The 15,270-nt window shown below is 70.3% G+C and carries 16 protein-coding genes; 2 read left to right on the top strand and 14 right to left on the bottom strand.

All coding sequences use genetic code 11. The annotated features are described in order from the left end of the window. Positions 1-223 (top strand): hypothetical protein (locus E9232_RS26185; RefSeq protein ID WP_309799078.1); only part of this gene is annotated, 223 nt, incomplete at its 5' end. Between the two features lie 44 nt (positions 224-267). On the opposite strand, the gene E9232_RS26180 is transcribed toward E9232_RS26185, so the two are convergent. From E9232_RS26180 to E9232_RS26155, 6 genes are all read right to left on the bottom strand, one after another. Beyond that, the gene (locus E9232_RS26180; RefSeq protein ID WP_309799076.1) at positions 268-687 is read right to left on the bottom strand and encodes a DUF1489 family protein; all 420 of its coding nucleotides are present in this window, start codon (positions 685-687) and stop codon (positions 268-270) included. 76 nt (positions 688-763) lie between these two features. Beyond that, positions 764-1,684, bottom strand: a complete 921-nt coding sequence (locus E9232_RS26175; protein ID WP_309799074.1) for a hydroxymethylglutaryl-CoA lyase — start codon at positions 1,682-1,684, stop codon at positions 764-766. 1 nt (position 1,685) lies between these two features. Next, positions 1,686-3,653 carry an acetyl/propionyl/methylcrotonyl-CoA carboxylase subunit alpha gene (locus tag E9232_RS26170; RefSeq protein WP_309799072.1) on the bottom strand — a complete coding sequence of 656 codons (1,968 nt, stop codon included), beginning with the start codon at positions 3,651-3,653 and terminating at the stop codon, positions 1,686-1,688. A gap of 92 nt (positions 3,654-3,745) precedes the next feature. After that, entirely contained in the window at positions 3,746-4,381 is a 636-nt protein-coding gene (locus E9232_RS26165) for a LysE family translocator (RefSeq protein ID WP_309799070.1), read from the bottom strand. Between the two features lie 58 nt (positions 4,382-4,439). Then, entirely contained in the window at positions 4,440-5,813 is a 1,374-nt protein-coding gene (locus tag E9232_RS26160) for a metallophosphoesterase family protein (RefSeq protein ID WP_309799068.1), read from the bottom strand. Further along, positions 5,813-7,054 carry an NAD(P)/FAD-dependent oxidoreductase gene (locus tag E9232_RS26155; protein ID WP_309799067.1) on the bottom strand — a complete coding sequence of 414 codons (1,242 nt, stop codon included), beginning with the start codon at positions 7,052-7,054 and terminating at the stop codon, positions 5,813-5,815. Before E9232_RS26155 ends, E9232_RS26160 begins: the two co-directional genes overlap by 1 nt. 344 nt (positions 7,055-7,398) lie before the next feature. Between E9232_RS26155 and E9232_RS26150 the strand changes: the two genes are divergently transcribed. Further along, the gene (locus E9232_RS26150; RefSeq protein ID WP_309799065.1) at positions 7,399-7,779 is read left to right on the top strand and encodes a hypothetical protein; all 381 of its coding nucleotides are present in this window, start codon (positions 7,399-7,401) and stop codon (positions 7,777-7,779) included. 22 nt (positions 7,780-7,801) lie between these two features. Here E9232_RS26150 and E9232_RS26145 read toward each other — a convergent pair whose 3' ends face one another. The 8 genes from E9232_RS26145 to E9232_RS26110 form a co-directional block, all read right to left on the bottom strand. After that, a complete protein-coding gene (locus E9232_RS26145) occupies positions 7,802-8,578 on the bottom strand; it encodes an enoyl-CoA hydratase/isomerase family protein (RefSeq protein ID WP_309799063.1) in 777 nt (258 codons plus the stop codon). Beyond that, positions 8,575-8,916: a hypothetical protein gene (locus tag E9232_RS26140; RefSeq protein ID WP_309799062.1), complete on the bottom strand. Its 342-nt coding sequence runs from the start codon at positions 8,914-8,916 to the stop codon at positions 8,575-8,577. Before E9232_RS26140 ends, E9232_RS26145 begins: the two co-directional genes overlap by 4 nt. Positions 8,917-8,927: 11 nt before the next feature. Continuing rightward, complete coding sequence (locus tag E9232_RS26135) at positions 8,928-10,535, bottom strand: carboxyl transferase domain-containing protein (RefSeq protein ID WP_309799060.1); 1,608 nt, start codon at positions 10,533-10,535, stop codon at positions 8,928-8,930. Between the two features lie 178 nt (positions 10,536-10,713). Then, positions 10,714-10,974, bottom strand: a complete 261-nt coding sequence (locus E9232_RS26130) for a hypothetical protein (RefSeq protein WP_309799058.1) — start codon at positions 10,972-10,974, stop codon at positions 10,714-10,716. Between the two features lie 184 nt (positions 10,975-11,158). Next, complete coding sequence (locus E9232_RS26125; RefSeq protein ID WP_309799056.1) at positions 11,159-11,893, bottom strand: proteasome-type protease; 735 nt, start codon at positions 11,891-11,893, stop codon at positions 11,159-11,161. Between the two features lie 39 nt (positions 11,894-11,932). Further along, on the bottom strand, positions 11,933-12,760 hold the full coding sequence (locus E9232_RS26120; protein ID WP_309799054.1) for a transglutaminase family protein: 828 nt from the start codon (positions 12,758-12,760) through the stop codon (positions 11,933-11,935). Between the two features lie 16 nt (positions 12,761-12,776). Beyond that, the gene (locus E9232_RS26115; protein ID WP_309799052.1) at positions 12,777-13,718 is read right to left on the bottom strand and encodes an alpha-E domain-containing protein; all 942 of its coding nucleotides are present in this window, start codon (positions 13,716-13,718) and stop codon (positions 12,777-12,779) included. Positions 13,719-13,764: 46 nt separating this feature from the next. Then, complete coding sequence (locus E9232_RS26110) at positions 13,765-15,153, bottom strand: circularly permuted type 2 ATP-grasp protein (RefSeq protein ID WP_309799093.1); 1,389 nt, start codon at positions 15,151-15,153, stop codon at positions 13,765-13,767. Positions 15,154-15,270: the final 117 nt, after the last annotated feature.

Raw genomic sequence — 15,270 nt, 5'->3', positions numbered from 1 at the left:
AAGATCCGTGGCTCACCACTCGATTTCCCGAGCTTCAGAGCCGCATCCGCCCGCCGCGCCTTCCCCCTTCAAGGGACGGCCCGCCAGGGCAGAGGTCGTTATTTCGTTTACCGAAGCGGCTTTTGCAACCTTTTTTTTCTTCAGCTGCCCGCCGCTCGCTTCGGTCTCTTTCGAGGCCGTCGCCGCGGCGTCGCCGTCGGTGGAGCGGTTTATAGGGGGGTGATCCGGACCGCGCAAGCGCTTTTTTGCACTTCCGTGAATTTCTTGTCAGAGCAGTCCGAGAGCCCTGAGTTCCTGCTGTAAATGGGCCGGCAGATCGCTCTCCGTGGTCGAGAGATCGCGCGGCGCCGTGGCCGGATCGAGATAGCGCCAGCCCTGGAAGGCGCGCAGCGGCCGGGCCTCCACCTGCACCAGTTCCGGCGCGTAGAGCAGGCGGCAATAGGTGTCGCCGTCCTCGTCGGTCACCATGAACATGTCGAGGATCGGCTGGCGCAGCAGAATCACGTGACGGATCACCCAGAAGATCGAGCCGCCGCCGATCAGCTCGTCCCGCCGGGTCGGCATGCGCTTGGTGTAGCCGTAGACGACCTCGCGCCCGTCGACGATGTGGCGCCGGCCCCGTTGGACCGTTTCGAGCTGGGCCGGCTCGGCAATGCCGACCGCGACCTTCAACAGATGGACAGGCACAGTTCCTCCGCGGCCGCACACAGCGGCCAGGTTCCGGATATCGCGCCGGGGATCAGAAGACCTGAAGGCCCGCGGATCAAGCGTCCGAATCGCCACCCCGGGCGATCAGGGCGCGGGCGACCTTCGAGGCCGGCGGCCGGTCGAGCACGCCGGAGATGAATCGGGTGGCGTCGAGCAGCCGGTCCATCGCGACTCCGCTGGCGATGCCCAGCCCGTCGAGCAGGTACAGCACGTCCTCCGTCGCGACATTGCCGGTGGCGCCCTTGGCGTAGGGGCAGCCGCCGAGCCCGGCCACCGCCGAATCGACCACGGCGATGCCGCGGTCCAGCGCCGCGTGGATGTTGGCGACGGCCATGCCGTAGGTGTCGTGGAAATGTACCGCCAGCGAGTCGCGCGGGATCCGCGCCGACACCGCGTCGATCATCGCCACCGCCTTGCTGGGCGTGCCGATTCCGATGGTGTCGCCCAGGCTGACCTCATAGCAGCCCAGGCCGAACAGCGCCGCCGAGACCTCGGCGACCTTCTCGGCCGGCACCTCCCCCTCATAGGGGCAGCCGAGCACGCAGGAGACATAGCCGCGGACCGTCAGCCCGGCGGCCAGCGCCCGGGCGACCACGGGAGCGAATCGGGCCAGGCTTTCGGCGATCGAGCAGTTGATGTTGCGGCGGCTGAAGCTTTCCGACGCGGCGCCGAACACTGCGACCTCGGTCGCCCCGGCGGCCAGCGCCGCGTCCAGCCCGGTGTCGTTCGGCACCAGCACCGGATAGGTGACGCCTGATACCCGCGCGATTCGTGCCATCACCTCGGCCGAATCGGCCATCTGCGGCACCCATTTCGGGCTGACGAAGGCCCCGGCCTCGATCGTCTTCAGCCCGGTTGCCGACAAGAGGTCGATCAGCCCGACCTTGGCAGCGAGCGGCACCACCGCCTTCTCGTTCTGCAGCCCGTCGCGCGGGCCGACCTCGACGATGCGCACGCTGGCGGGAAGCCGGGTCATCTCAGGCGGCCTCGAATCCGATCAGGGCCACGCCCTCGTCGACCTGGTCGCCGGCGGCGAAGGGCAGGCTGGTGACGGTGCCGTCGGCCGGCGCCGCCACGGTGTGCTCCATCTTCATCGCCTCGAGCACGATCAGGGGCTGGCCCTTGGTCACCTTGGCCCCCGATTCGACCAGCACGGCGATGACCCGGCCGGGCATCGGCGCGGTCAGCCGGTCGGCGGCGGCCGCATCCTCGCCGGCATGGGCCAGCGGATCGACGATGCCGAACACCCTTCCGGCGCCGTCGCGCAGCACCGCCACGCGCTCGCCGGTCACCACGATGGTCGCCCGCATCGTGCGGTCGCCCAGCCGGGCGGTGAGCTCGCCGTCGCGCAGCGCGCCGCTGACCTCGACCGGCCCGTCCGGCGTGGTCACGGCCAGGCCGCCATGCCGGTGGTAGCGCACCGCCACCGGGATCTCGGTGTCGCCATCGGCGAGGCGCAGCATCTCCACCGCCTCGTCGTTGAGGCGCCAGCCATCGGCCAGGCCCCAGGGGGTGGTACGATCACGCCGGCGGCCGAGCACCAGGCCGAGCCCGGCCAGCGCGACCTCGTCGGCCGAGGCCGGCGCGGGCGGCGGCAGCAGGTCGGCGGCGTGGCGGCCGATGAAGCCGGTGTCGAGCTCCGCCGCGGCGAAGGCCGGGTGGTGCGCGATCGCCCGCAGGAAATCGAGATTGGTGGCGAGGCCGGCGATCCGCGCCTGGTCGAGCGCCCGGCGCAGCCGCTGCACCGCCGCCGGCCGGTCGCGGTCCCACACGATCAGCTTGGCGATCATCGGGTCGTAATGCACCGAGATCGCATCGCCTTGGCGTACGCCCGAATCGATCCGGACATGCGGCGGCGCCTCGGGCAGCGCCAGATGCGCCAGCCGCCCGGTCTGCGGCAGGAAGCCGGCCTGCGGGTCCTCGGCATAGAGCCGGACCTCGATCGCCGCGCCATTGATGGCGAGGTCGTCCTGGGCCAGCGGGAGTTCCCCGCCCGCCGCGACCTGCAGCTGCCAGTCGACCAGGTCCAGCCCGGTGATCGCCTCGGTCACCGGGTGCTCGACCTGCAGCCGGGTGTTCATCTCCATGAAGTAGAATCGGCCATCGGCGTCGAGCAGGAACTCGACCGTGCCGGCACCGACATAGCCGATGGCCTGGGCGGCGGCGACCGCGGCCTCGCCCATCGCCTTGCGGATGGCGGGGTCGAGACCGGGGGCCGGCGCCTCCTCCACCACCTTCTGGTGGCGGCGCTGGATCGAGCAGTCGCGTTCGAACAGGTAGACGCAGTGGCCGTGGCTGTCGGCGAAGACCTGGATCTCGACATGGCGCGGCCGGGCGAGGTAGCGCTCGATCAGCACCCGGTCGTCGCCGAAGGAGGACGAGGCCTCGCGCTTGGCGCCGGCGAGCTGGTCGGCGAACTCCTCCGCGCGCTCGACCACGCGCATGCCCTTGCCGCCGCCGCCGGCCGAGGCCTTGATCAGCACGGGGAAGCCGATCTGCGCCGCCTCGGCGGCAAGGCGGACCGGATCCTGGTCGGCCTCGTGGTAGCCGGGCACCAGCGGCACGCCGGCCGCCGCCATCAGCGCCTTGGCCTCGCTCTTGCCGCCCATGGCGCGGATGGCCGAGGGCGGCGGGCCGACGAAGGTGATGCCGGCCTGGCCGCAGGCCTCGGCGAAATCCGCGTTCTCGGACAGGAAGCCATAGCCGGGATGGATCGCCTGGGCTCCGGTCTCCGCCGCCGCGGCCAGGATGGCGTCGGCCTTCAGATAGCTCTCACGCGCCGGGGCCGGGCCGATTCGGACCGCGACATCGGCCTCGGCGACGTGGCGGGCGCCGGCATCCGCATCGGAATACACGGCGACGGTGCGCAGGCCGAGGCGCCGCGCGGTGCGGATCACCCGGCAGGCGATCTCTCCGCGATTGGCGATCAGAAGCGTGTCGAACATTCCCATCCCGGTGCTGCCGCCTGATTTGAGCAACAATCTAACAGGGGTGGGTTCGCTTCGCGCACGGGAAATCGCGCCCCCGGTCCGGCTTGCTATTTCGGCCGGCCATCGGCCAGCACCAGCCGGGCCGCCAGGCCGAGGAAGACCACCCCGGTGAAGCCGTTGAGCAGCCGTGCCACCAGCGGCTGCCGGGCCAGGACCCGGCCGACCCCGCCGGACGACATGCCGACCAGGGCATTGATGGTGGTGCCGGAGATGTTGCCCAGCGTGCCCAGCACCAGGATCTGCAGCACCGCATCGTGCGACCGGTCGACGAATTGCGGCAGGAAGGCGATGAAGAACAGCGCCACCTTCGGGTTGAGGACGTTGGTCACCATGCCGTCGAGGAAGATCCGGCCGGCCGGACGCGGCGGCAGCGGGACGGCGGCGCCGAGGCCGGGCGCCGTGGAGCGCAGTGCCTTGACCCCGAGCCACAGCAGATAGGCGGCCCCGCCCCAGCGCAGGATCTCGAAGGCGAGCGGGGAGGCTGCGAACAGCCCGGCCAGGCCCAGCGCCGCGGCCATGGTGTGCACCGCCGCACCGCCGCCGATGCCGAGCGCCGCGGCCAAGCCGGCGCGCGGTCCGCGGGAGACGCCGTTGGCGAAGCAGAACAGCATGTCGGGCCCGGGCGTCAGGTTCAGCGCCAGGGCGGCCGCCATATACAGCGCAAGCGTGGCCGGATCGAACATGGTGATCTTCCCGCAACGGATACGACCCGCAGGTTAGACCCGGACCACGCCGCCCGTCTCAGCCGATCGCCATCGCCGCCGTCAGGGCTGCCCCCTGGAATCCGCGATCGGCGGGGCCGCGCTGGCCATGCCCGACGCTCCACCGCGATGGCCATTCCAACCGCTCGATCCCGGAGGCCGAAGCGGCCGAGAGCGAGGACCAGCGCGCCGTTTCGCCGAGGCGGCCCATCACGCCGCCCGGCCCCATGTCGGGATGGAGGACAAGCTGGATGTCGAAGGCGGCGTCCGGGGGCAGCCCCGGGCCGAACCAGTAATGCGGACTGCGGCCCGGCTCGCGCCCCAGGATCACGGTCAGGACCTGCCGCGGCCCGCGCAGCCCGATCCAGAGCGGCGCGAGGCTGCCGGGGTCGAACGCCGCCACCAGGGTCTGCGCGGCGCTGGTCCCGGCCGGCGCCGCCCTGCCGGTCAAGCGGAAGGTGACGAAGCGGCCCGGGTCCAGCCCGCCGCTCAGCGGCGCGGCACTCTCTCCCATCGGCAGGATGCGCCAGGCGTCGTTGGGAATCGGAGGCAGGGGCCATTCCAGGCGCTCGCGGACGCGCCCATCGGTATCCAGCACCTGACAGCGCAGGCCTTCGGCATCGAGCGCCGCCTGGACGCAATGCAGATACTCCACCCCTTCCGGCATGCGGTGGGCGGTGCCAGCGCCCGCGGTGCAGAGCTGCAGCAGGCCGTCATGCACCTGCACGTCATAGGCCAGGATGTGGCTGCAGACATAGGCGAGCACGCCGGCCTCGACCAGCAGGGCCCAGAACGCCTTGGCGTGGTCGGGCCCGATCTCGCGCTGCCACGGGCCGGAGAAGCCGTTGACCGGATGGACCGGGTGATGGCCGACCACCAGCTTGTGCCGCGCATCGGCATGCTGCCCCAGCACCTGGCGCAGCCAGTCGGTCTCGACATGGCCTTCGCCGCCGAGGCCGGTCCACAGCGTGTGGACGAAGACCATCAGCAGGTCGCCGCGGCGGACCCAGTAGGACAGGCCCTCCTGCCCCGGCGGCCCGTTGCGGGGCAGGTCGAGCACCTCGCGGAACACCGCCTCGCTCATCTCGTCATAGGCGGTGTGGTTGCCGGTGGTGTGCCAGATCGGGGTCATCAGGCGGTCGAGCCAGCCCATCTCCTGGTCCAGCCAGTGCCGCCACTGCGCCCGCAGCGACCCGGCATCGGCGGTCAAACCGATGATCTCGTCGCCCGGGAACAGGATGAACTCCGGCTGCGGTGCGAGCCGGCGGAGGACCGTGTTGACCGCGGCGAATGTCCGCTCATGCAGGGCGCCGGGGACGCCGGAGCAGGCGTCGCCATAGAGGACGAACTGGTGCCCCTGCCCTCGCGGCAGCAGGGCGGGAATGGCGTCGGGCGGTGTCGCCGGCCCGGACATCAGAACCGGTCGGCGCGGTAGGGCGACGGGTCGACCACGGTGTCGCCGCCGGTCACCATCTCGGCGATCAGCCGGCCGGTGACCGGGCCCAGGGTAAAGCCGTGATGGGCGTGGCCGAAGGCGAACCATAGGCCCTGGTGCCGCAAGGCGGGGCCGATCACCGGCCGCATGTCGGGCAGGCAGGGCCGGGCGCCGAGCCAGGGCCGGTCCTCGACCCGGTCGGCCAGGGGAAACAGCGTCCGCGCCAGGGTCTCGGCGGCGTCCAGCTGCACCGGGGTCGGCGCCGCGTCGCGCGGCCCCATCTCGACCCCGGTGGTCAGGCGGATGCCACGGGCCATCGGCGTCAGCACGAAGCCGCGTTCGGCGTCGAGCACCGGGCGGTGCAGCACCGCGTTGCCCTGCGCGGTGTAATGGATGTGGTAGCCGCGCTTGACCGCGAGCGGGATGCGGTAGCCGAGTGGCCGGATGACGTCCGTCGACCACGGCCCCAGGGCCACCACCGCGTCGCGCGCCGCGACCGGCCCGTCCTCACCGCGCAGGGTCCAGCCGCCATCCGCCGGCTGCAGCGTGCGCGCATCGGCGGTGACGAAGCGGCCGCCGCGGCGCAGGAACAGGTCGGCATAGCCCTTGGTCACGGCGCCGGGATCCGCCACCGACACCGGGTCCTGCCAATGCACGGCGCCGGCGAGCCCTTCCGCCAGATGCGGCTCCAGCCCGCGCAGCTGGGCGGGGTCGAGCACGGTGCAGCGCAGGGCATGGGCCGCGGCCGACACCGCCTCGGCCGCCCCTTCCTTCAGACCGCGGGCGGTGCGGTAGGCGGCGACCCAGCCGGTCTCGCGCGCGAGATGGCTGATCCCGGCCTGCTCCATCAGCGGCCGGTGCTCGTCGACGCAGCGCTCGATCAGCGGCAGCATCGCCCGCGCCGCCTCGGCCAGCCGGGCGGGCGAGGAGTGGCGCCAGTACTGGAACAGCCAGGGCGCCACCCGCGGCAGGAAGGCCCAGTGATAGCGCACGTCGACCTGCCGGTTCAGGGCGTAGCGCAGCAGGTCGAGGACCGAGCGCGGGAAGGCGTAGGGCACGACGCTGGCGCGTTCGATCAGCCCGGCATTGCCGTAACTGGTTTCCTCACCCGCGCCGCGGCGGTCGACCAGCACCACCGACCGGCCGCGGGCCTGCAGGTGCAGCGCCGCGGACACCCCGATGATTCCGGCCCCGAGAACGGCGACATCGCTTCTGATCACGGATCGTCACGCCTTTCCGGGCCACGCATCGCGAGACGGCGAGAATACCGTCCGCGCAGCCGGCGTCCAGGCCTTCGCCGGCATGCGATCCCTGCGCGCCGGCCCATCCCCTAATCAAGGGGGATGCCACGATTCCGGAAATCGGAACAGACTGAGTGCAATGGTCGGGGCGATCCTGCACGGATCGTGCTTCGCCGGCGACGGGGCCGCCGCCCTGAACGCCCTGGCCGACGACTATGCCGAACGGCTGCGCGAGGAGATGAGCCGCGTCGCCGGGTGACCGCGAGACTGCGGCCGGGCGGGGGATGTCCGGCCGATGACCGACTTGTCCATGAGGGGTAGTGATGCAGAGAATCGATCGCGCGTTCTTCATCGTGGCCGTGGTGCTGGGGCTGGCCGGCATGGTGCTGGGAATCCAGATGGGGATGGCCCACGACTTCCAGCTGGTACCGGTGCACACCCACATCAATCTGGTGGGCTGGGTCTCGATGGCCCTGTTCGGCCTTGGCTACCGGGTCGGCCTGGCCAAGAACGGCCGGCTGGCCGTGGTGCATTTCTGGGTCGCCCTGGCCGGCGCCATCCTGCTGCCGGTCGGCATCTACTATGCCGTCACCCGGGAGCAGCAGGCGGTGGTGATCGTCGGCTCGCTGCTGACGCTCGGCTCGCTGCTGCTGTTCCTGGTCAATGTCCTGCGGGCGCCGTCCGCGGCGACGTCGAACCGATAGGCCGGCACGGGATCCCGGCTGTCTAAGCCAGCCAGCCGGGCTTGCGCTTTTCCAGGAAGGCGGCGACGCCGTCCTTGCCCTCGGCCCCGGCGCGGATCGCGGCGATGCGGCGGGCGCATTCCTCCTCGACCTCGGCCGGCGGCTTGCCCGCGACCGTCGCGACCAGGTCCTTCGCCGCCCGCACCGCCGCCGGGCCGTTGCCGCGCAACGCGGCCAGGACCTGCCGCGCCGTCTCGTCCAGCGCATCGCTCGACACCAGCTCGTGCACCAGGCCGAGGCGCCGGGCCTCCACCGGGTCGAAGCGCTCGGCGGTCAGGAAGTAGCGGCGGGCGGCGCGGGCGCCGATGGCCCGCACGACATAGGGGCTGATCACCGCCGGGATCAGGCCCAACTTGACCTCGGACAGCGAGAAGCTCGCCGCCTCGGTGGCGATGGCGATGTCGCAGCAAGCCACCAGCCCGACCCCGCCGCCATAGGCCGCGCCCTGGACCAAGGCGAGGGTCGGCTTGGGCAGGGTGTCGATGGTGCGCATCAGCGTGGCCAGGGCGCGGGCGTCGGCAAGGTTGGCGGCCTCGTCGTACTCCGCCATGCGGCGCATCCAGTCGAGATCGGCACCGGCCGAGAAGCTCTTGCCCGTCGCGCGCAGCACCACGGCGCGCACCGCATCGTCCTGGCCGAGCCGGGCGAAGGCCGCGGTCAGGTCGGCGATGACATGCTCGTCGAAGGCGTTGTGCCGGTCCGGCCGGTCCATGGTGACCGTGCCGACGCCGTCCTTGATCTCGGTTCCGATCGCGCTCATCGCACCACCCAGCTGAGGACCAGGAGGCCGAGCAGCCCCCAGACGATGCCGGCCACGATCGCCCGGCGGATGAAGGCGCGGATCGCGGTGTAGAGCAGCAGCAGGCCGATCGCCAGCAGCACGAAGGAGAACACCGAGGCGTTCATGCCGATGGCCTTGGCCATGCCGCCGAGGAAGTCGTTGACCGCGCCGCTGAGGCCGTCGACCACGCCGCGGACCGCGCGGATGATGAAGCCGATCACCGCGCCCAGCGTCTCACCGAGCCATTCGAAGAAGCTCTGCGTCTCGATCACGAAGTGGTTGGACCGGAGGATGTCGTAGAGAAACAGATCGAGCATCAGGATCCCCGTCACATCCGGAACACGCCGAAGCGCGTCGGTTCGATCGGCGCGTTCAGCGCGGCGGACAGCGCCAGCGCCAGCGCCCGCCGGCTGTCGGCCGGGTCGATCACGCCGTCGTCCCACAGCCGCGCCGAGGCGTAGTAGGGATGGCCCTGCAACTCGTACTGGTCGCGGATCGGCGCCTTGAACGCCTCCTCCTCCGCCTCAAGCCAGGACCCGCCCTTGGCCTCGATGCCGTCGCGGCGCACCTGGCCCAGCACGTTGGCCGCCTGCTCGCCGCCCATCACCGAGATCCGGGCGTTCGGCCACATGAACAGGAAGCGCGGCCCGTATGCCCGGCCACACATGCCGTAATTGCCGGCGCCGAAGCTGCCGCCGATCAAGAGGGTCAGCTTCGGAACCTTGGCGCAGGCCACCGCGGTGACCAGCTTGGCTCCGTCCTTGGCGATGCCGCCGCGTTCGTATTTCGACCCGACCATGAAGCCGGTGATGTTCTGCAGGAACAGCAGCGGGATGCCGCGCTGGGCGCAGAGCTCGACGAAATGCGCGCCCTTCAGCGCGCTTTCCGAGAACAGGATGCCGTTGTTGGCGACGATGCCGACCGGAATGCCCCAGAGATGGGCGAAGCCGCAGACCAGGGTGGTGCCGTACAGCGCCTTGAACTCGTCGAACTCGGAGCCGTCGACCAGCCGGGCGATCACCTCGCGCACGTCGAACGGCTTGCGCAGGTCGGTGCCGGTGATGCCGTAGAGATCGGTCGCCGAATACAGCGGGTCGACCGGGTCGCGCAAAGCGAGGTCCGGGCGCTTGGTCCGGTTGAGGGTGCCGACGATGCGGCGGGCGATCGCCAGGGCGTGGTGGTCGTCCTGGGCGTAGTGGTCGGTGACGCCGGAAACCCGGCTGTGGACGTCGGCGCCGCCGAGTTCCTCGGCCGTAACCACCTCGCCGGTCGCCGCCTTCACCAGCGGCGGGCCGCCGAGGAAGATGGTGCCCTGGCCCTTCACGATGATCGATTCATCCGACATCGCCGGGACATAGGCGCCGCCGGCGGTGCAGGACCCCATCACCACCGCGATCTGCGGCACGCCGGCCGCCGACATCGTCGCCTGGTTGTAGAAGATCCGCCCGAAATGGTCGCGGTCTGGGAAGACCTGGTCCTGCAGCGGCAGGAAAGCGCCGCCCGAATCGACGAGATAGAGGCAAGGCAGGTTGTTCTCGCGCGCGATCTCCTGCGCCCGCAGGTGCTTCTTCACCGTCAGCGGATAGTAGGTGCCGCCCTTGACCGTCGCGTCGTTGACCACGACGACGCATTCCTGGCCCGACACCGGCCCGATGCCGGTGATGATGCCGGCCGCGGGCACGTCGTCCTCGTAGACGCCATGGCCGGCCAGCTGCGACAGCTCGAGGAACGGCGCACCGGGGTCGAGCAGCGCCCGCACCCGGTCGCGCGGCAGCAGCTTGCCGCGGCCGACATGGCGGTCGCGCGCCGCCTGGCCGCCGCCCAGCTTGATGCGGGCGACGGTCGCCTGCAGGTCGTCGACGGCCGCGCGCATGGCGGTTTCATTGTCGCGAAAGGCGGGGGACCGGGGATCGACCGCGGTCTTCAGGACGGGCATGGGCGCTCCAGCTCAAGCCAACGGTTGCCGCGCACCATGCCGGGACGGAAGAGTCGGAGCAAGGGCAGAACGATTGTTACCCCGAAAGCGATGGCCGCCCGGACCACCCGGCCGCCGGGGCGCGGATGTGAGAAAGGGGGCCGAAGCCCCCTTTCGGATCGTTATGCAGCGATCGGGATCACGGGCACTGCGGGTCGCCCTTGGTGCATTGCGGGCCGTTGGTCACCAGCTGGTTCGGCGCGCGGTAGACGTTGCGGTTGACGACGGTGCCGTTCGCGTCGACCTGCGTGGTCGAGCTTTCAAGGGTCGACCCCGGCGGCACGTTGGCCGGGAGGGTGCCCGGCACCACCACGGTGTCCGCCGGCTGGGCGCAGGCTCCGAGCGCCAGAAACGCAGCGAAACCGGTGAGGATGACGGCTCTACGAAGTTCGATGCGCATGGCACTTTCTCCTGTTTCTTATGATCGATCGGGCCGCAAAAAACGACGCTTCCCCGATACAACACACGGAGGGTGGTTCAAGCTCCCTGCAATTTCAACCTTGAAACCTGCTGAATTGCCGCCGCTTCGAGTCGCTTGGTCCAGTCATATGCCTCGCGCCCCGTACAGAGGCCGAGGCATACGGCTATGCCCAATCGGGATTGGGGATCGCCTGGTAGGCGCGGCGCAGCGCATCGGACCAGCTCTGCCGCAGCCCGGCGAAGTACGGATCGTCCTCGCCGACCCGCTTGCGCAGCCCGATCGCCAGGGCGTCGCGGCGGTACAGCGCCACGTCGATCGGCAGCCCGACCGACAGGTTGCTGCGCAGGGTCGAATCCATCGACACCAGCCCGAGCTTGAGCCCGTCGATCATCGGCGTCTCAAAGCGGGCGGCGCGGTCGAGGATCGGCTTGCCGTATTTGTGCTCGCCGATCTGGAGATAGGGGGTGTCCGCCGTCGCCTCGATGAAGTTGCCGGCCTGGTAGATCTCGAACAGCCGGCAGCGCCGGCCCTTGATCTGCCCGCCGAGCAGGAAGGAGGCGTTGAAGCCGCCGGCATGCTGCTCCATCGCCGGGCCGTCGCGGTCCCACACCGCGCGCACCGCCTCGCCCACCAGCTCGGAGCAGCGGAACATCGACGGCGCGTTGATCAGGCTCTCGCGCTTGTCGTCGGCAGCGTCGACCGCTTCCGACAGCAGCGCCACCACCGACTGGGTGATGGCGAGGTTGCCGGCGGTGAGCAGGATCAACGCCCGCTCACCCGGGCGTTCCCAGATGTGCATCTTGCGGAAGGTGGAGATGTTGTCGACACCGGCATTGGTCCGGGTGTCGGAGATCATCACCAGCCCTTCTTCGAGCAGGAGACCGAGTCCGTAGGTCATGCGCAACAATCCGGGGGCATCGGGGAAAAGATGGGGCGATCAGGCCTGCGCCTGGGTCTGGGACTGGCCGACGCGGACCGTGACCTCCAGCGCCTCGCCGCTGCCGCCGTGGCGCAGGCCGCGGACCGGCGCGGCGTCGCGGTAGTCGAGGCCGATGGCGACGCGGACATAGTGCTCGGTCGGGCAGATGCCGTTGGCGGCGTCGAAGCCGACCCAGCCCAGCCCTTCGATGAAGGCCTCGGCCCAGGCATGGCCGGCGGCCTGCTCGACGCTGCCGTCGGCCATAAGCAGGTAGCCGCCGACATAGCGGGCCGGCAGGCCGAGATGCCGCGCGCAGGCGAGGAAGACATGGGTGTGATCCTGGCACACGCCGATGCCGGCCGCGAGCGCCTCGGCAGCGGTGGTGGCGGAATCGGTCTGGCCGGGCTGGAAGGCGATCCGCGCGCGCACCGTCCGGGTCAGCGCATGGGCGCGTGCCAGCGGGTCGGGCCCGGCCTCGGCCGCGACCGTGTCCGCCAGGTCGCGCAGCGCCGCATCGGCCAGGGCCAGCGGTGACGGGCGGAGATAGAAGGCCGGCGGGAACGGCTCGATCGTCCCGGTGACGATGCCCTGGGTGTCGTGGGTGTGGACCTCGCCCTCGACCAGCAGGGTCAGCGCGTCGTGCGGGCGTTCCAGCGACATCATGTCGACGGTGTTGCCGTAGCCGTCCTCGCCGGGGGCAAGGTTGGCCCCGGCTGGCGGCACCACGCGCCAGCGCAGCACCTCCTGCCCGTCATGCGACCGCGGCGTCAGGCGCAGCATCTGCAGCGTCCGGTCGACCGGCGTGTCGTAGCGGTAACGGGTCTCGTGTCGGATCAGGAGGCGCATCTGGAGGGGCCGGGGGTCAGAGGAGGTAGGCCTTGCTGACCTCGAGGCCGAGGATGTTGTTCTGCTGGATGAAGTCGGTCAGGTACTCGTGCAGTCCCGTTCGTAAAATTGCGTCGATCCGCCCATAACGCAAGCGCGAATGGATTTCCCCTGCCAAGCGTTCGCATTCGTGCTTGCCGCCATAGAGGTCGGCGAGCTGGCCCAGCAGGTCGACCATCTCGTGGAAGCAGCCGGCCAGCGACCGCGGCATCTCCGGCCGCAGCACCAGCAGCTCGGCCACCTGCCAGGGCTTGATCCCGTCGCGGTAGAGATAGGCGTAGCTGCCGAGGGCCGAGGCGCCGCGCAGGATCGCCGCCCACTGGTAGAAGTCGAGCCCGCCGCCGACCTCCTCATAGGCCGGCAGCAGCACATGGTACTTCACGTCGAGCAGGCGGGCGGTGCTGTCCGCCCGTTCCAGGAAGACGCCGAGCTGCAGGAAGATGTGGGCGTCGTCGCGGATCATGGTGGTGACCACGGCGCCCTGGAACATGATCGCGCGTTCCTTGATCCACTCCAGGAAGCCGCGGAGGTCGCCGTCCCGGATCAGCGCGTCCTTGCCGCCCTCGAGCTCGAGCCAGGTGGCGTTCAGCGTCTCCCACATCGGCCGGGTCAGCGCGGCGCGCACCGCGCGGCCGTTGGTCCGCGCCCGCTGCAGGCAGGAGCGGATGCTGGAGCCGTTGTCCTGGTCGAGCGCGATGTAGTCGACCACCGTCGCCGCGGTCGCCTCCTCGTGCTTCTTGTAGAAGCCCTCCTCGCAGCCGGAGATGACGACGGCGGAGTGCCATTCGTCCTGGTGCCCGCCGCCGCTGTGCGGGGTCAGCGCCATGCGGTCGGCGACCTCCAGGATGCGGGCGAGGTTTTCGGCGCGCTCGACGTAGCGGCCGAGCCAGTAGAGGCTGTCGGCGGTGCGGCTCAGCATCCCGATGGTCCCGTGTTGATTCCGCCCGTCCTGATTCCGCGCATCGTCATTCGGTCAGCACCCAGGTGTCCTTGGTGCCCCCGCCTTGGCTGGAGTTGACCACCAAAGAGCCTTCGCGCAGGGCGACCCGGGTCAGCCCGCCCGGCACGATGCGGACACGGTCGCCGGTCAGCACGAAGGGGCGCAGGTCGACATGCCGCGGCGCCACCCCCTGCTCGACGAAGGTCGGGCAGGTCGACAGCGCCAGGGTCGGCTGGGCGATGAACTGGTCGGGCTGGGCCTTGACCCGCTCGGCATAGGCCTCGCGCTCGGCCCGGCTGGCGGTCGGCCCCACCAGCATGCCGTAGCCGCCGGAGCCTGCGACCTCCTTCACCACCAGCTCGTCGAGCTTGCCCAGGACATGGCTGCACTCGTCGGGCTTGGAGCAGTCCCAGGTCGGGACGTTCTTCAGGATCGGCTCCTCGCCCAGGTAGAAGCGGATCATCGCCGGGACGTGGATGTACATCGCCTTGTTGTCGGCGATGCCGGTGCCCATGGCGTTGGCCAGGGCGACGTTGCCGGCGCGGTAGGCATGGTAGAGGCCGGGCACGCCCAGCATCGAATCCGGGTTGAACACCAGCGGGTCGATGAACTCGTCGTCGATCCGGCGGTAGATCACGTCGACCCGCTTCGGCCCGCGGGTGGTGCGCATGTAGACCACGGCATCGCGGACGAACAGGTCCGGGCCTTCGACCAGCTCGATCCCCATCCGGTCGGCGAGGAAGCTGTGCTCGAAATAGGCGCTGTTGTAGATGCCGGGGGTCAAGAGCGCGACGGTCGGCCCGCCCTCGCAGTTGCGCGGCGCGATCGAGGCCAGGGTGGCCAGCAGCTCCTGCGGGTAGTGCTCGACCGGGGCGACGCTGTGCCGGGCGAACAGCTCCGGGAACAGCCGCATCATCATCTCGCGGCCTTCCAGCATGTAGGACACGCCGGACGGGGTGCGGACATTGTCCTCCAGCACGTAGAACTCGCTCGGCCCCACCCGCACGATGTCGATGCCGGCGATGTGGGTGTAGATGCCGCCCGGCGGGTCGAGGCCCTGCATCTCCGGGAGGTAGCCGGGATTGTGCAGCACCAGCCGCTCCGGCACCTTGCCGGCGCGCAGGATCTCCTGCCCGTGATAGATGTCGTGCAGGAAGGCGTTGAGCGCCTTCACCCGCTGCGCCAGCCCCTGCTCCAGGTGCTGCCATTCGGCCGCGTCGAGCACGCGGGGCATGATGTCGAAGGGGATCAGCCGCTCCGGGTCGCCGCCCTCGCCATAGACCGCGAAGGTGATGCCGATGCGGCGGAACAGGGCGGCCGCCTCACGCCGCTTGATGTCGAAGACCGATCCCGGCGTCGCCGCCAGCCAATCCGCCAGGGCCGCATAGGGGGTCCGGACCGGCCCCCCGCCCATTTCGTCGAATGCCTGCACAGATCCTCCGGGACGACTTGCTCGACGAAACTATCAAGCAAGCCATATGCCACGGATCGCAAGCAAAAATCGGCGGGGCCCGCCTGCGGTTGCCTAAAA

Source organism: Inquilinus ginsengisoli (genome assembly GCF_031453975.1).
In the GTDB taxonomy this organism is placed as follows: domain Bacteria; phylum Pseudomonadota; class Alphaproteobacteria; order DSM-16000; family Inquilinaceae; genus Inquilinus; species Inquilinus ginsengisoli_A.
Note: the sequence above shows the minus strand (reverse complement) of the source record. Positions and strands in the feature narration are given on the sequence as shown.

What these genes read in the sequence shown, in the direction of transcription:
- E9232_RS26135 (WP_309799060.1), bottom strand. Translation starts at nt 10,535, where the DNA reads ATGCCCGTCCTGAAGACCGCGGTCGATCCCCGGTCCCCCGCCTTTCGC.
- E9232_RS26145 (WP_309799063.1), bottom strand. Translation starts at nt 8,578, where the DNA reads ATGAGCGCGATCGGAACCGAGATCAAGGACGGCGTCGGCACGGTCACC.
- E9232_RS26115 (WP_309799052.1), bottom strand. Translation starts at nt 13,718, where the DNA reads ATGCTGAGCCGCACCGCCGACAGCCTCTACTGGCTCGGCCGCTACGTC.
- E9232_RS26175 (WP_309799074.1), bottom strand. Translation starts at nt 1,684, where the DNA reads ATGACCCGGCTTCCCGCCAGCGTGCGCATCGTCGAGGTCGGCCCGCGC.
- E9232_RS26160 (WP_309799068.1), bottom strand. Translation starts at nt 5,813, where the DNA reads ATGTCCGGGCCGGCGACACCGCCCGACGCCATTCCCGCCCTGCTGCCG.
- E9232_RS26170 (WP_309799072.1), bottom strand. Translation starts at nt 3,653, where the DNA reads ATGTTCGACACGCTTCTGATCGCCAATCGCGGAGAGATCGCCTGCCGG.
- E9232_RS26140 (WP_309799062.1), bottom strand. Translation starts at nt 8,916, where the DNA reads ATGCTCGATCTGTTTCTCTACGACATCCTCCGGTCCAACCACTTCGTG.
- E9232_RS26120 (WP_309799054.1), bottom strand. Translation starts at nt 12,760, where the DNA reads ATGCGCCTCCTGATCCGACACGAGACCCGTTACCGCTACGACACGCCG.
- E9232_RS26165 (WP_309799070.1), bottom strand. Translation starts at nt 4,381, where the DNA reads ATGTTCGATCCGGCCACGCTTGCGCTGTATATGGCGGCCGCCCTGGCG.
- E9232_RS26125 (WP_309799056.1), bottom strand. Translation starts at nt 11,893, where the DNA reads ATGACCTACGGACTCGGTCTCCTGCTCGAAGAAGGGCTGGTGATGATC.
- E9232_RS26130 (WP_309799058.1), bottom strand. Translation starts at nt 10,974, where the DNA reads ATGCGCATCGAACTTCGTAGAGCCGTCATCCTCACCGGTTTCGCTGCG.
- E9232_RS26110 (WP_309799093.1), bottom strand. Translation starts at nt 15,153, where the DNA reads ATGGGCGGGGGGCCGGTCCGGACCCCCTATGCGGCCCTGGCGGATTGG.
- E9232_RS26150 (WP_309799065.1), top strand. Translation starts at nt 7,399, where the DNA reads ATGCAGAGAATCGATCGCGCGTTCTTCATCGTGGCCGTGGTGCTGGGG.